13 protein-coding genes and 1 riboswitch are annotated in these 13,397 nt (G+C 68.2%); of the genes, 6 read left to right on the forward strand and 7 right to left on the reverse strand.

Annotation, left to right across the window (positions count from 1 at the left end; genetic code table 11):
• Positions 1 to 53 precede the first annotated feature (53 nt).
• Together IED13_RS19775 and IED13_RS19780 are read right to left on the reverse strand one after the other, a co-directional pair.
• On the reverse strand, positions 54 to 914 hold the full coding sequence (locus IED13_RS19775; protein ID WP_113253376.1) for an SDR family oxidoreductase: 861 nt from the start codon (positions 912 to 914) through the stop codon (positions 54 to 56).
• On the reverse strand, positions 898 to 1,779 hold the full coding sequence (locus tag IED13_RS19780) for an SDR family NAD(P)-dependent oxidoreductase (protein ID WP_191125200.1): 882 nt from the start codon (positions 1,777 to 1,779) through the stop codon (positions 898 to 900). Before IED13_RS19780 ends, IED13_RS19775 begins: the two co-directional genes overlap by 17 nt.
• A gap of 242 nt (positions 1,780 to 2,021) precedes the next feature.
• Here IED13_RS19780 and IED13_RS19785 point away from each other — a divergent pair, with 242 nt between their 5' ends.
• On the forward strand, positions 2,022 to 2,816 hold the full coding sequence (locus IED13_RS19785) for a class I SAM-dependent methyltransferase (RefSeq protein WP_191125201.1): 795 nt from the start codon (positions 2,022 to 2,024) through the stop codon (positions 2,814 to 2,816).
• 17 nt (positions 2,817 to 2,833) lie between these two features.
• Here IED13_RS19785 and IED13_RS19790 read toward each other — a convergent pair whose 3' ends face one another.
• Entirely contained in the window at positions 2,834 to 4,609 is a 1,776-nt protein-coding gene (locus IED13_RS19790) for an acyl-CoA dehydrogenase (protein ID WP_112763324.1), read from the reverse strand.
• Positions 4,610 to 4,811: 202 nt separating this feature from the next.
• Here IED13_RS19790 and IED13_RS19795 point away from each other — a divergent pair, with 202 nt between their 5' ends.
• From IED13_RS19795 to IED13_RS19805, 3 genes are all read left to right on the forward strand, one after another.
• Positions 4,812 to 5,765, forward strand: coding sequence for an L-threonylcarbamoyladenylate synthase (locus IED13_RS19795; RefSeq protein WP_113253374.1), 954 nt, complete (start codon positions 4,812 to 4,814; stop codon positions 5,763 to 5,765).
• A gap of 239 nt (positions 5,766 to 6,004) precedes the next feature.
• A complete protein-coding gene (locus tag IED13_RS19800) occupies positions 6,005 to 6,910 on the forward strand; it encodes a LysR family transcriptional regulator (RefSeq protein WP_038361141.1) in 906 nt (301 codons plus the stop codon).
• Positions 6,911 to 6,949: 39 nt separating this feature from the next.
• Positions 6,950 to 7,030: riboswitch (ZMP/ZTP riboswitch) on the forward strand.
• Positions 7,031 to 7,049: 19 nt separating this feature from the next.
• Positions 7,050 to 7,724, forward strand: coding sequence for a DJ-1/PfpI family protein (locus IED13_RS19805; protein ID WP_113253373.1), 675 nt, complete (start codon positions 7,050 to 7,052; stop codon positions 7,722 to 7,724).
• A 3-nt stretch (positions 7,725 to 7,727) separates the two neighbouring features.
• On the opposite strand, the gene acuI is transcribed toward IED13_RS19805, so the two are convergent.
• Together acuI and IED13_RS19815 are read right to left on the reverse strand one after the other, a co-directional pair.
• Positions 7,728 to 8,714: an acrylyl-CoA reductase (NADPH) gene (acuI, locus tag IED13_RS19810; RefSeq protein ID WP_112763320.1), complete on the reverse strand. Its 987-nt coding sequence runs from the start codon at positions 8,712 to 8,714 to the stop codon at positions 7,728 to 7,730.
• Positions 8,715 to 8,811: 97 nt separating this feature from the next.
• The gene (locus tag IED13_RS19815) at positions 8,812 to 10,056 is read right to left on the reverse strand and encodes an MFS transporter (protein ID WP_038361136.1); all 1,245 of its coding nucleotides are present in this window, start codon (positions 10,054 to 10,056) and stop codon (positions 8,812 to 8,814) included.
• Positions 10,057 to 10,481: 425 nt separating this feature from the next.
• Here IED13_RS19815 and IED13_RS19820 point away from each other — a divergent pair, with 425 nt between their 5' ends.
• The gene (locus IED13_RS19820) at positions 10,482 to 11,717 is read left to right on the forward strand and encodes a cell wall hydrolase (RefSeq protein ID WP_038361135.1); all 1,236 of its coding nucleotides are present in this window, start codon (positions 10,482 to 10,484) and stop codon (positions 11,715 to 11,717) included.
• 178 nt (positions 11,718 to 11,895) lie between these two features.
• Complete coding sequence (locus IED13_RS19825; RefSeq protein ID WP_051987715.1) at positions 11,896 to 12,489, forward strand: hypothetical protein; 594 nt, start codon at positions 11,896 to 11,898, stop codon at positions 12,487 to 12,489.
• Positions 12,490 to 12,782: 293 nt separating this feature from the next.
• Here IED13_RS19825 and IED13_RS19830 read toward each other — a convergent pair whose 3' ends face one another.
• Together IED13_RS19830 and infA are read right to left on the reverse strand one after the other, a co-directional pair.
• The gene (locus IED13_RS19830; protein ID WP_113253370.1) at positions 12,783 to 13,049 is read right to left on the reverse strand and encodes a hypothetical protein; all 267 of its coding nucleotides are present in this window, start codon (positions 13,047 to 13,049) and stop codon (positions 12,783 to 12,785) included.
• A gap of 8 nt (positions 13,050 to 13,057) precedes the next feature.
• Positions 13,058 to 13,327, reverse strand: coding sequence for a translation initiation factor IF-1 (gene infA, locus IED13_RS19835; RefSeq protein WP_038361133.1), 270 nt, complete (start codon positions 13,325 to 13,327; stop codon positions 13,058 to 13,060).
• Positions 13,328 to 13,397 lie beyond the last annotated feature (70 nt).

Here is a 13,397-nt window from a genome sequence, read left to right on the forward strand (position 1 = left end):
CCTTGTCATGAGATGTTCGGGTCAAGCCCGAGCAGGACGGCGTGTGACCTTCTTCAGACGCCGCCCTTCACGCCCTGCGGTGGCTTGCTATCGGCCGGGACGAAGAAGTCCGGCATCAGCGGCACTGACGGGTCGACGCGGTAGGGCGTGAAGTCGGTTACCCCCTCGCCGGCCATGAAGCTGTCGTCGATCAGGAAGTTGCCGGAGAATTCACGAGACGGCTTCGAGAAGATCATATGCGCGGCGTCGGCCAGGATCTCCGGCGTGCGGCTGGCCTGCACCATCTTGTCGCCGCCGAGCAGGTTTTGGACGGCGGCGGTGGCGATCGTCGTGCGCGGCCAGAGCGCGTTGACGGCGATGCCCTGGCGGGCCAGCTCGCCGGCCAGACCCAGCACGCACAGGCTCATGCCGTATTTCGCGATCGAATAGGCCAGATGCGGCGCAAACCACTGCGTCTTCATGTCGAGCGGCGGCGAGAGCATCAGGATATGCGGGTTCTCCGCCTTCTCCAGATGGGGAATGGCGTATTTCGAGACCATGAAGGTGCCGCGCGTGTTGATCTGATGCATCAGATCGAAGCGCTTCATGTCGGTCATCTGCGTGTTGGTGAGCTGGATCGCGCTGGCATTGTTCACGACGATGTCGATGCCGCCGAAGGTCTCGGCCGTCTTGGCGATCGCCTCGGCGACGCTTTGCTCGTCGCGGACGTCGACCATCAGCGGCAGGCATTTGCCGCCAGCCGCTTCGATCTCGGCGGCCGAGGTGTAGATCGTGCCCGGCAACTTGGGATGCGGCTCGGCCGTCTTGGCGGCAATGGTGACATTGGCGCCGTCCCGCGCTGCCCTGAGCGCGATGGCGAGCCCGATGCCGCGCGAGCCGCCGGTGATGAAGAGCGTCTTACCCTTGAGCGACATCGCCGCCTCCCTCCTGGTTCGTGATGATGAAGCGGCCGGGCTGCGAGCCGTCCCGGTCCGTGAAGCCATAGGCGCGCGCCAGATCGGCAACGTGCAGCACCTGCCCGGCATGACGCGCGACATCGGGGTCGGCGGCCAGTGCCGCGACGGCGCGGCCGGCATAGAGCGGCGTCTCGGTGGTTTGCGCCGCCAGCCCCGCATCGCTAACGCGCTCGGTCAGGACATGGCCGGGCGAGAGGCCGAGCGCGGTGACGCCGAAGGGCGCCAGCTCCTGCGCCATCGCGAAGGTCAGGCGATTCATCGCGGCCTTGGCGAGATCGTAGAAGACATCGCCGAGATAGCCGGTGCCTGTGTCGAAGCTCACCGTGACGATGAGGCCCGAGCGCATCTGCACCATCGCCGGAGCGACCGCCCGCGCCAGCAGGAGCTGGGCATAGACGCCGCTCTCGAAGCTCTCGCCAAGCCTCGCGACCGGCCGGCGCCAGAACGGCGTGCCGTAGCCGGAGCCATCGGGATAGCGCTCGCCGTCATAGCCCTCGTTCCCGCCCCAGACCGCATCGACGACGCAGTCGAGCCGGCCGAAGCGGCGCAGGGCCCAGGACACGAGGCCGTCGACCTCGCGCTCATTGGTGTGGTCGCAGCGATAGGGATGGCCCTTGCCGCCAGCGGCCTCGACCTCGCGGGCCGCGTCCTCGAAGGTTTCGGGGCGCTGGTCGGTATGCGGCCCGGCCTCGCTGGAGCGGCCGGTGACGATCACGGTCGCGCCCGCCTCCCCCAACGCCCTGGCGATACCGCGCCCAAGCCCGCGCGAGGCGCCCGCGACGAGGCAGATGCGGCCGAAGAGTGCGGGTGTGGCGGGGGTCATGCGGAGGCTCCCGGCCCTGATGGATCCCATCCCCCCAGATTTCCGCAGTCATCCCGGGCAAGCCGCGTCAGCGGCGCCGATCCGGGATCCATGCCTGAAACTCGATCGGAAACGCTCAGGCATGGATCCCGGGTCTCCGCTTCGCTGCGCCCGGGATGACACGCGTGGGTGCAAAGGAAATCCGCTAGCCACGCACCATCTCCTGCTCTATAGCCCCGCTCCCCTCGCAACGGAGCAGAACCATGGACAGCGCGGATGTCGCGGCCTGCTGGGAGGCCAATGCCGAAACCTGGACCCGGCACGCGCGCGCCGGCTACGACCTCTATCGCGACGCATTGAACACGCCGGCCTTCCTGGCGAACCTGCCCGATATTGCCGGCTTGGACGGCCTCGACATCGGCTGCGGCGAAGGCTCGAACACACGCAAGCTGGCCGAGGCCGGCGCGCGCATGACTGCGGTCGACATCGCGCCGACCTTCATTCGCCATGCGCAGGAGACCGAGATGCAGGCGCCGCTCGGGATCGCCTATCGGGAGGGCGACGGCACCGCCCTGCCCTTCGCCGATGCAAGCTTCGACTTCGCCACGGCGTTCATGTCGATGATGGACATGCCGCGGCAGGACAAGGCGCTGGCGGAAGCCGCGCGCGTGCTGAGACCCGGAGGGTTCCTGCAGTTCTCGATCCTGCATCCGTGCTTTGCCCCACCCTATCGCAAGGTGCTGCGAGACGAGGCCGGGACCATCCGTGGAATCGAGGTCGGTCGTTATTTCGACGGCGTCGACGGCGAGATCGAAACCTGGCGCTTCGGCGCCGCGCCGGCCGAGGTCAAGGCCAGCGTCGAACCGTTCCGCGTGCCGCGCTTCCACCGCACGCTGAGCGAATGGGTCGCGATGATCGTCTCGGCCGGGCTGACGATCGAGCATATGGCCGAGCCGCGCGTCGATGCCGAGACGGCGCAGGCCCAGCCCTACCTCGCCGATACGCATATCGCACCGCTGTTCCTGCATATCCGCGTCCGCAAGAGCGCGGCTGCCTGAGCAGGGCGCGGCCGCCCTCACGCCGCGAAGACCGCGGCCGCGTCGGCGATGGCGCCGGCGCCCTCCGTCACGGTGAGTTCCAGCGCCGGGGCCTCCGTCGCGATGTATTCGGCATAGAACCGGGCGGTGGCGAGGTCGCCGGTGCCTTCGGCTTCCGAGCGGGTGGCGAGCGCCTTCTTCGCCAGTCCCGTGCCGCCCTGCGCCAGCGCGAAGAGCTTGAGATAGGGCGTGGCGCCCGCCAGCGCATCGGCCTGGCTCGTGCCGAGCGTCGCCAGCATCCACTGCGTCGCGCGTTCGAGCGCATCGACGGCGGCGCCGAGGCGGGTGGCGGCGTGGCCGAAGCCCGGATTATTGGCGCGCTCGACCTCTCCGACGATGCCACGCATCTCGGCGATCAGCGCCTTGACCGCTTCGCCGCCGGATAGCGGCAATTTACGGGTGACGAGGTCGATGGCCTGGATGCCGTTGGTGCCCTCGTAGATCGCGGCGATGCGGGCATCGCGCAGATGCTGGGCCGCGCCGGTCTCCTCGACGAAGCCCATGCCGCCATGGACCTGAACGCCGGTCGAGGCGACGTCGATGCCGATATCGGTGGCATAGGCCTTGGCGATCGGCGTCAGGATCGCCGCGCGCTCGGAGGCGGCCTTGCGCCTGACCTCGTCGGTCTCGCGATGCGAGCGATCAAGCGCTTCGGCGACCTGATAGGAGATGGCGCGGGCGCCTTGGGTCTTGGCGCGCATGTCCATCAGCATGCGGCGCACGTCGGGGTGGACGATGATCGGGCTCATCGGGGCACCCTTGGGCGCATCGAGCGTGGCGCCCTGCTTGCGCTCATGGGCGAAGGCGAGCGCCTGCTGATAGGCGCGCTCGGCAATGGCGACGCCCTGCAGCGCGACGTTGAGTCGGGCGTTGTTCATCATCGTGAACATGCAGGCGAGGCCGCGATTCTCCTCGCCGATCAGCCAGCCGATCGCGCCGCCCTTGTCGCCGAAGGCCATGGAGCAGGTCGGCGAGGCATGGATGCCGAGCTTGTGCTCGATGCCGGAGCAGCGCAGGTCGTTATGCGCGCCGAGAGAGCCATCGGCATTGACGAGATATTTCGGGACGAGGAAGAGCGAGATGCCACGCGTGCCGGGAGGGGCATCGGGCAGGCGCGCCAGCACGAGATGGACGATGTTCTCGGTCAGGTCGTGCTCGCCATAGGTGATGAAGATCTTCTGGCCGGTGATGCGATAGGTGCCGTCCGGCTGGCGCTCGGCCTTGCTGCGCAGCGCGTTGAGGTCGGAGCCCGCCTGCGGCTCGGTCAGGTTCATCGTGCCCATCCACTCGCCCGAGACGAGCTTGGCGAGATAGGTTTCCTTGAGATGGTCGGAGCCATGGGCGTAGAGCGCCTCGATCGCGCCGACGGTCAGCAGCGGGCCGAGCGCGAAGGCGAAGGCGGCCGAGTTCCACATCTCGATGCAGGCCGATTGCAGCAGCGTCGGCAGGCCCTGTCCGCCATAGGCTTCCGGCGCCGGCAGCGCATTCCAGCCGGCTTCGGCCCAGGCCTTGTAGGCCTCCTTCCAGCCCGGCGGCGTGGTGACGGCGCCGTCCTTCAGCTTCGAGCCATTGAGATCGCCGACCCGGTTCAGCGGCGCGATGACGTCGGTTGCGAATTTGGCGGCCTCGTCGAGCACGGCTTCCGCGACGCCGCCTTCGAGCTCCGGCGCCAGCCCGTCCGCAATCAGCCGGTCGAGGCCGGCGACATGGCGCATGGTCGCCAGCATGTCCGAAACCGGGGCGCGATAAGTCATGATCGTCTCCCTTCGGCCGCGTTTCCGCCCGCTGGGGCGGCCGGGCCCGAATTTGCCGTTGCCGCGATGGTAGCGAGGAACTATCGCCTATGCCACGCGCAGACGAGCGCGACCTTCGTCCCGTGCCGCGCCCGGTAATTAGTTTATATATAAACCATCTTCGGTCAATCGCCTCGTGGATCAATCTCCTTCCCTCTCCCGTATGACGAAGCGTCTCGCGGCCGATGCCGCCGGCATCGCCGAGGCGGCTGCGATCCTGCGCGCAGGCGGCCTCGTCGCACTGCCGACGGAGACGGTCTACGGGCTGGCGGCCGACGCGACCGCAGGCACGGCCGTCGCCGGTATCTACGCGGCCAAGGAGCGGCCGAGCTTCAATCCGCTGATCTCGCATCTGCCCGATCTTGCCGGCGCGCGGCGGCAGGGCCTGTTCGACGCGAATGCGCTGGCGCTGGCGCAAGCCTTCTGGCCGGGGCCGCTGACGCTGGTGGTGCCGGCGTCGCCGGGCTGCACGGTCAGCGATCTGGCGCGGGCCGGGCTTGCCACCGTGGCGCTGCGCGTGCCGGCCCACCCCGTCGCACATGCCGTGCTCGAAGCCGCAGGGCGGCCGATCGCGGCGCCTTCGGCCAACCGTTCCGGCCGGATCAGCGCGACCAGCGCCGCCCATGTGCTGGCCGATCTCGACGGGCGGATCGACGCGGTGCTCGATGCCGGCCCGACCGAGGTCGGAGTCGAATCGACCATCGTCGCCTGCCTTGACGGGGCGCCGCGCCTGCTCAGGCCTGGCGGAATTCCCCGCGCCGCGCTTGAAGGCGTGATCGGCCGCCCGCTGGTCCAGGCGGGCGAGGCCGGGCAGGCGCCGATCGCGCCGGGCATGCTCACCTCACATTACGCGCCGGCCGCACGGGTCCGGCTCGATGCCGATGCGCCGCGAGAGGGCGAGGCCTGGCTCGGCTTCGGCCCGGAGACGCCCAGCCATCCGCATGCGCTCAATCTGAGCCCGACCGGCGATCTGCGCGAGGCGGCGAGCCATCTCTTCGGTTATCTGCGCCGGCTCGACGAGACCGGCCGGAAGACGATCGCCGTCGCCCGCATCCCCGAGCAAGGCCTGGGCGAGGCGATCAACGACAGGCTGCGGCGAGCGGCCGCGCCGCGCTGAGAACGCATCTGCAATTCACAGCCCTCATCCTGAGGAGCCGCGTCAGCGGCATCTCGAAGGATGTTCCAGTGGTTTCTGCGCCCGTGAAGCATCCTTCGAGACGCCGCTCCTACGGAACGGCTCCTCAGGATGAGGGCTCGACCGTTTCGCACGTCGCCATTCGTTCGGATCTGGACGGCATCACCTTGCATCCATGCAAGATTTCGGCTTGCGTGCCGGCGGGGAGGAAAAGATCGCCGATGTCTTCCAAGCTCGCCTGGGACGATTTCCGCCTGGTCAAGGCCATCACCGACCATGGCGGGCTGACGGGTGCGGCGGGAGCGCTCGCGGTCAACCATTCCACCGTGTTCCGCCGCCTCGGGCAGATCGAGGAGATGGTCGGCATGCCGCTCTTCGAGCGGCGCAAGACCGGCTATGTCGCCACCGTCGCCGGCGCGGAGATGGCGGCGCTGGCCGGGCGGATGGAAGAGGACGTGACGGCCTTTTCCCGGCGACTCGCCGGCCGCGACGTGGCGCCCTCCGGCGAGATCAGGATCACCACCACCGATACGCTGCATCTCAACCTGCTGCTGCCGATCTTCGCCGGTTTCCGGCGGGCGCATCCGGCGATCCGGCTCGATGTCGTCATTGGCAACCAGGCTCTCAACCTGTCCAAGCGCGACGCCGACGTCGCCATCCGCGCCAGCGACACGCCGGGCGAGACGCTGGTCGGCCGGCGCATCGCCACCCTCGCCTGGGCGATCTATGGCCGCAGCGAGGACGGCATCACGGCGCAGGAGAAGGCCGACCCGGCCCGGCTCTACCTGCGCGACTGGGTCGCTCTGGGGGACCAACTTTCGCATGTGAAGGCGGCGCGCTTCGTGCGCGAGCACGTCGCGCCGGAGCGGATCGCGCTGAAGAGCTCGGCCGTGCTCGGCATCACCGAGGCCGTCGAGCAGGGGCTCGGCATCGGCCCCCTGCCCTGCTTCATCGCGGACCGGCGGCCGGGGCTCACGCGGCTGCTGCCGCCCAATCCCGATTTCGCGACGGGCCTGTGGGTGCTGACCCATCCGGACATCCGCCACGTCCCGCGCGTGCGCGCCTTCATGGATTACTGCAGCAATGAGCTCATGCGGCATCGGATGCTGATCGAGGGGGCGGAGTAAGGACTGCATTGCCCGCTCGGGTGTGGCGCTCTACATTCGCAGCGTTCGCGCGACTGGCGCTACGAGATGGATCACCATCGGGAAACGCGAACGCATGAGCCGCGCGCCTGGGCCTCACCTTCCCGACGGAGCCGAGCCCATGCAGATTGTGATGCTTCTCTACCCGCGCCTGACGCAGCTCGACCTGACCGGGCCTTTCGAAGTCCTGTCCCGCTTCCGCGAGTGCAAGATCGACCTGGTCTGGAAGACGACGGAGCCGGTCCGGGACGCCAGCGGGCTGACGATCCTGCCAAGCTGCGATTTCCGGAACTGTCCGCAGGCCGATATCCTCTTCGTTCCCGGAGGGCCAGGCCAAAGCGCGCTGATGGAGGACGAGGACGTGCTCTCCTTCCTGCAGGAGCAGGCCGGCAGCGCGCGCTACATCACCTCCGTCTGTACCGGCTCGCTGGTGCTCGGCGCGGCGGGGCTTCTCAAGGGGTATCGCGCCACCTGCCACTGGCTCTCCCTGTCGCAGTTGAGCCTGCTCGGAGCCGAGCCCGTCGCCGAACGGGTCGTCCATGACCGCAACCGCATCACCGGCGCGGGCGTCACCTCGGGAATCGACTTCGCATTGTCCCTCGCCGCTCACCTCTTCGGCGAGGAGCGGGCGCGGAAAGTACAGCTGCAGATGGAATACGACCCGCAGCCTCCCTTCAGCGGCGGCTCGCCCGCCTCGGCGCCAGCCGATCTGATCGCGGCCGTCCGTGCCGACACGGCCGCGTTCCAGGAAGCGCGCGAAGTCCTGGCGCGCCGCGCCGGAGCGAAGCTCGGCTGAACCTCAGCCGATCTCCACGACGACGCGCCCCTTGACCTTGCCCTCGACGATCGCCTTGCCGGTCTCGATGACGGCGTCGAGCGGGATCGTCGTCGTCATGACGGCGAGTTTTTCGCGGTCGAGATCGGTCGCGAGGCGCTGCCAGGCCTCGAGGCGACGCGGCTTCGGGCACATCACCGAATCGACGCCCAACAGCGCGACGCCGCGCAGGATGAAAGGCGCGACCGTCATCGGCAGGTCCATGCCCTGCGCAAGGCCGCAGGCGGCAACCGCGCCGCCATATTTCGTCATGGCGAGCAGGTTCGCCAGCGTATGCGAGCCGACCGCATCGACGCCCGCCGCCCAACGCTCCTTGCCGAGCGGGCGACCGGGCTGGGAGAGTTCGTTGCGGTCGATGATCTCGGCGGCACCGAGGCCCTTGAGATAATCGGCCTCCTCGGCGCGGCCGGTCGAGGCGATGACGTGCCAGCCGGCCTTGGCGAGCAGCGCGATCGCGACCGAACCGACGCCGCCTGCGGCGCCGGTGACGACGACGGGACCGTCCGCGGGTTTCAGCCCATGCTTCTCCAGCGCCAGCACGCAAAGCATCGCGGTGTAGCCGGCGGTGCCGATGGCCATGGCCTCGGCCGGGGTCAGCCCCGCCGGCAGCGGCACCAGCCAGTCGCCCTTCACGCGGCTCTTCTGGGCGTAGGCGCCGAGATGGGTCTCGCCGGTGCCCCAGCCGTTCAGGACGACGAGATCGCCGGGCTTGAAGCCGGGATGATCGGAGGCCTCGACGCGGCCGGCGAAATCGATTCCCGGGATCATCGGCCAGCGGCGCACCACCGGCGCCTTGCCGGTGATGGCGAGGCCATCCTTGTAGTTCACGGTCGAATGCGTGACGCGGACGGTGACGTCGCCCTCCATCAGATCGCTTTCGGCGAAATCCGTGAAGGCGAGGTTGGGCGCGGTTTCCCCCTTGGTCGCCACCAGGGCCTTGAACGTCGTCATCCCCATCTCCCGAACACTGACATGCGAAAGCCGACAAGGTTGCAGCGGCGGTCCGCCATCGCAACCCCGTCGGCCGTGCGCGGGATCGTCTTCCGGATCAGGCGGGCTGCGCCTGCGGCCGCTCGACCGGTCGTTCGACGATCGGCAGGTTGATCAACGCCGAGGCGACGCCGAGCGCGACCGAGAGCCACCAGACGAACTGATAGTTGCCCATCGCTTCGTAGAGCACGCCGCCGAGCCAGACCCCGAGAAATCCCCCGACCTGATGCGAGAAGAAGGCGAAGCCGTAGAGCATCGCCATGTATTTCGTGCCGAACATCAGCATGACCAGCGAGGAGGTCGGCGGCACGGTCGAGAGCCAGAACAGGCCGATGACGACGCCGAAGGTCAGCGCCGTCAGCGGGCTCGGCGGGATCAGGATGAAGGCGGCGATCGCCACCGCCCGACCCAGATAGATCCAGGCGAGGAGATGGCGCTTCGGCATCCGCGTCGAGAGCCAGCCGGAGGAGAGCGAGCCAACCGCATTGGCGAGGCCGATGACCGCGAGCGTCCAGCCGCCGACCCAGGCCGGCAGGCCGGTATCCCGGAGATAGGCGGGCATGTGGACGGTGATGAAGGCGAGCTGGAAGCCGCAGGTGAAGAAGCCGAGCACGAGCAGGACGTAGCTGCGGTGCCTGAACGCCTCGGTCAGCGCCTGGACCACCGTCTGATTCGGCAGGTTGGCGGTGGTACTGCCGGAGCCGCCGAGCTTGCGCGTGGCCAGGATGATCGAGATCGGCAGCACCGGCAGCAGGGTCACGGCGAAGACCATCAGCGCCTGCTGCCAGCCCAGCGTATCGATGAGGATGTTGCCGATCGGCGGGAACAGGAACTGGCCGAAGGAGCCCGCCGCCGTGCCGGCCCCGAAGGCCATCGGCCGCCACTGCTCCGGCAGGAGCTTGCCGAAAGCAGCGAGGACGAGGTTGAAGGAGCAGGCCGACAGGCCGAAGCCGATCAACACGCCGGCGCCGAGATGGAGCTGCAGCGGCGTCGTCGCATGGGCCATGACGACGAGGCCGGCGGCATAGAGCACCGCGCCGACGCAGAGCACGCGCACCGTGCCGTAGCGGTCGGCGATGGCGCCCGCGAAGGGAGCGCCGAGACCCCAGAGCAGGTTCTGGATCGCCAGGGCCAGGCCGAAGATGTCGCGGCCCCAATGGAACTGCAGCGTCATCGGGATCTGGAACAGGCCGGCACTGGCGCGCGGCCCGAAGGTGATCAGCGCGATCAGGCAGCCGGCCGCGACGATGACCTCCGGAGCGTAGCTGCGTGCCGGTTTGGAGCTTGCCGGAGTGGAGCTCATGAATGTCCCCGAAGCCTCGAATGTGTGACTACACGATAGCGGCTCGCCCCGGGGGCAACCAGCGCGTTTTCGTGAAACGAGGCATCACGGACCGATATGGCCGGCGGCCGCGCCGGAGCAGCTTTCGATCAGAAAGGACCGCCGGAGTCGTCATCGCGAATTGCTTTGCGGAGCCTGTACCGGGGGGCGCCAAAGGCAAGCCCCGGGTGCTCGCACGGCAATGACGCTCCAGCCCGGCCAAAAAACACCCTCCGGCGTTAACTGCCGCTCAACCTTACCGAGGCGATAACGGATTCCAACGAAGACGCGGCTCCGGCCGGCGGTCTTTCGTTCCGTATCGTCGGGACGGGTGCGTCGTTTTGAGTCATTTGCGTCTTCACAGGCGGAAGCGAGGCGGGCGGGCGCCGGGGCTCAGATGGGCCGCGGTGACGGCTGCGCCCTGGGCCCTGTCGGTCGGATTGCTGGTCTCCTTCACCGCCTCGGCCGGACAGAATTTCGGGCCGACCGGCCTGCCTTCCAGCGCGATCCCACGCATCGATCCCGGCCCCGCCTCCGCATTGGCGGAAGGCCCCTCGATGCTGGTGGCGGAGAGCGCCTTCCGGCTGCCGGGACTTGCCCTGTCCTCGGCCATCGTGCAGGCCAGCCTCTCCTTCGAGGATCCGGAGCGGCGCATCGTCGTCGATCCGCGCCAGCCGCGCGAGGACATGAAGCGCACGGCAGCGAGCTTCCCGGAAGTCGACCGCACCGCCAAGGGCGACATGCTGCCGAGCCTGCGGCCCGGCCTGTCCCAGCACCCCTCCGTCGAGCTCGAGCGCGTCGTCTTCGGCGACACCCAGCCCAGGCTGATCTCGGGCGGCTTCTCGCTCGATGCGATGCGCGCGGCGGGAGAGGTCGAGGGTCCACCGAGCGGTTTCGAGCCCTACGCGATCGACGAAGGCCTGACCGACCCGGCCCTGTCCGATTCTTCGCCGGTCTCGCTGAAGCCCAAGATCACCTCGGCGCGCCAGGCCGAGCTCTATCTCGAAAGCATCGACGGCTCCTCGCCTGCGGTGCCCTCGCCCAGCCAGCGCAGCTCGTCGACGCCCCGCTCGGCGATCGCCATGGCGGAGCTGACGCCCCCCGCCCTGCCCGCGCATGGCGCGCAGCAGCCGGAGGCGCGGATCGCGCTCGCCTCCGCGCCGGCGACCCGAGACCTGCGCCTCGCGACGCCGGGCGAGCGGCAGAGCTATGCCGGGCTGATCGTGCCGGAGAACATGGCGCGCGAGCAGCGCTGCCTGGCCGAGGCGGTCTATTTCGAGGCTCGTTCGGAATCGCCGGAGGGGCAGGCCGCCGTCGCGCAGGTCGTGCTCAACCGGGTGAAGAGCGGGCTCTATCCGAACAGCGTCTGCGGCACCGTCTACCAGAACAGCAACCGCTACCTCTCCTGCCAGTTCACCTTCACCTGCGAAGGCAAGTCGCTGCGCATCACCGAGCCGGGGCCGTGGCGCGATGCGGTGCGGATCGCACGCGAGGTCTATGAGGGCACGACCTATCTCGCCGAGGTCGGCGCCTCGACGCATTACCATGCGCGCTACGTCAGCCCCTACTGGGCGAAGCGGCTGAAGAAGATGGACACCATCGGCCAGCACGTCTTCTACCAGCTCCGGCCCGGCCAGACCTGAGCGCTGGAAAGCAAGCGATTCCATCGACCTGAACAGCAGCGGGAGGAAGGTCGCCAGCGCGCGCGACGTGGTTAATTTTACCTTGTTTTAGCGTTTACCTTGCGTTCATCACGCCAAATTGGCTTCCTGATCCCAACGAACGGCGCTCAGACGCCGGAACCGACAGGTCAGGTCCATCATGGCGCGCTCGCTCTCATCCCGGTTGCTCCTCGCCACCTCGGCGCTCACGACCGTTCTTCTCCTCGGTGCAGGCGCGGCGCAGGCCGGCGGTTGCCACGGCTCCGCCTGCTACAACCTCGTCAGCACGCCGCCGGTCTACGGCACCGTCGACGAAACCTATCAGGTCCAGCCGCCGCAAGTGCAACGCCACGTCGTCCCGGCCGAATACGAGACCGTCACCGACACGGTGATGATCGCGCCGGCCCGCCAGATTCCGCGTCACCGCGCCGCGGTCTACGACACCGTCACCGAGAAGGTGCTGATCTCGCCCGCCACGCGCCGCTGGGAAGTGACCCGCGACGCCTGGGGCAGGACCGTCGGCTGCTGGGTCGATGTGCCCGCGCAATACGGCTACCAGAGCCGCCGCGTCGAGGTTTCTCCGGCGACCGTCGAATACGAGACGGTTCCCGCCGTCTACACGCAGCGTCAGCGCAGGGTGATGGTGCGTCCCACTCAGGTCGTGCGGGAGGAGATCCCCGCCGTCTACGAGACGCGGCAGCGCCAGGTCCTGGTCAGCCCCGGCTCGCAGTACTGGTCCCGCGCCCGTTACTGAGCGCGGTATCGCAGCATCTGCTTGTCCGAAAACCGGATTCCAGTTTTCGGGCCGATGCATCAGAGAGTTTCACGCAGACCCTTTATCCACGGAAACGACCACTTCAACCCCGGCCTCGGCCGGGGTTTTTTCTTGGGTGGATTACGCCCCCGATCCAACGTCATTCCGGACAGGCCGCGCCAGCGGCGCCGATCCGGAATCCATCACAAAGCACAATGCCCGATGATGGATTCCGGATCTGCGCTTCGCTTGCCCGGAATGACAATGATGGGATGGTGCGGAGCCGCAGCCGCTCAGACGTAGCGGTCGCCGAGCAGGAAGACGCAGACGCCGACGACGAAGGCGAGGAAGCGGGCGGGCATGCCGACCAGCGTGCCAGGCGAGCGGCCCGCAGCATAGCCGAACACCAGTTCGACGAAGCCGAGGCCGAGCAGCACGATGGCGAAGGGCGGGAGGGCCCCGTCCCGCGCGACGAGGCCGGCCTTCACGGCATAGGCGACAATGGCGCCGAGAAGGGCGCCCAGCGCGACGAAGAGAAGCTCGTTCCGCGAAAGGCGCATCGCTTCGCTCAGCGGCGGCGGAAATTCTGGCGCGGCGGGCCGCCCGGCCCGGGACCAGCCGTCTTCTGGCGGAAGTTGATGCGGCCACGATCGAGATCGTAGGGCGACATCTCGACGATGACGCGGTCGCCCGCGATGGTGCGGATGCGGTTCTTCTTCATCTTGCCGGCCGCATAGGCCAGGATCACATGGTCGTTGTCGAGCTTGACCCGGTAGTTGCCGTCGGGAAGCACCTCGACCACGGTGCCATCGAATTCAAGCAGTTCTTCTTTCGCCATCTGTCGTCCTTCGTGAGCCCTGTGGCGCAAAGGCGGGCCATCGTCCCGTTAGGATAACGAATGAGCCCGC

Origin of the sequence: Allobosea spartocytisi, from assembly GCF_014764685.1 — a bacterium.
Classification (GTDB): Bacteria; Pseudomonadota; Alphaproteobacteria; order Rhizobiales; family Beijerinckiaceae; genus Allobosea; species Allobosea spartocytisi.

Excerpts from the sequence above, each read along its gene's own strand:
- IED13_RS19775 (WP_113253376.1), bottom strand. The coding sequence starts at position 914 with ATGTCGCTCAAGGGTAAGACGCTCTTCATCACCGGCGGCTCGCGCGGC.
- IED13_RS19780 (WP_191125200.1), bottom strand. The coding sequence starts at position 1,779 with ATGACCCCCGCCACACCCGCACTCTTCGGCCGCATCTGCCTCGTCGCG.
- IED13_RS19785 (WP_191125201.1), top strand. The coding sequence starts at position 2,022 with ATGGACAGCGCGGATGTCGCGGCCTGCTGGGAGGCCAATGCCGAAACC.
- IED13_RS19790 (WP_112763324.1), bottom strand. The coding sequence starts at position 4,609 with ATGACTTATCGCGCCCCGGTTTCGGACATGCTGGCGACCATGCGCCAT.
- IED13_RS19795 (WP_113253374.1), top strand. The coding sequence starts at position 4,812 with ATGACGAAGCGTCTCGCGGCCGATGCCGCCGGCATCGCCGAGGCGGCT.
- IED13_RS19800 (WP_038361141.1), top strand. The coding sequence starts at position 6,005 with ATGTCTTCCAAGCTCGCCTGGGACGATTTCCGCCTGGTCAAGGCCATC.
- IED13_RS19805 (WP_113253373.1), top strand. The coding sequence starts at position 7,050 with ATGCAGATTGTGATGCTTCTCTACCCGCGCCTGACGCAGCTCGACCTG.
- acuI (WP_112763320.1), bottom strand. The coding sequence starts at position 8,714 with ATGACGACGTTCAAGGCCCTGGTGGCGACCAAGGGGGAAACCGCGCCC.
- IED13_RS19815 (WP_038361136.1), bottom strand. The coding sequence starts at position 10,056 with ATGAGCTCCACTCCGGCAAGCTCCAAACCGGCACGCAGCTACGCTCCG.
- IED13_RS19825 (WP_051987715.1), top strand. The coding sequence starts at position 11,896 with ATGGCGCGCTCGCTCTCATCCCGGTTGCTCCTCGCCACCTCGGCGCTC.
- IED13_RS19830 (WP_113253370.1), bottom strand. The coding sequence starts at position 13,049 with ATGCGCCTTTCGCGGAACGAGCTTCTCTTCGTCGCGCTGGGCGCCCTT.
- infA (WP_038361133.1), bottom strand. The coding sequence starts at position 13,327 with ATGGCGAAAGAAGAACTGCTTGAATTCGATGGCACCGTGGTCGAGGTG.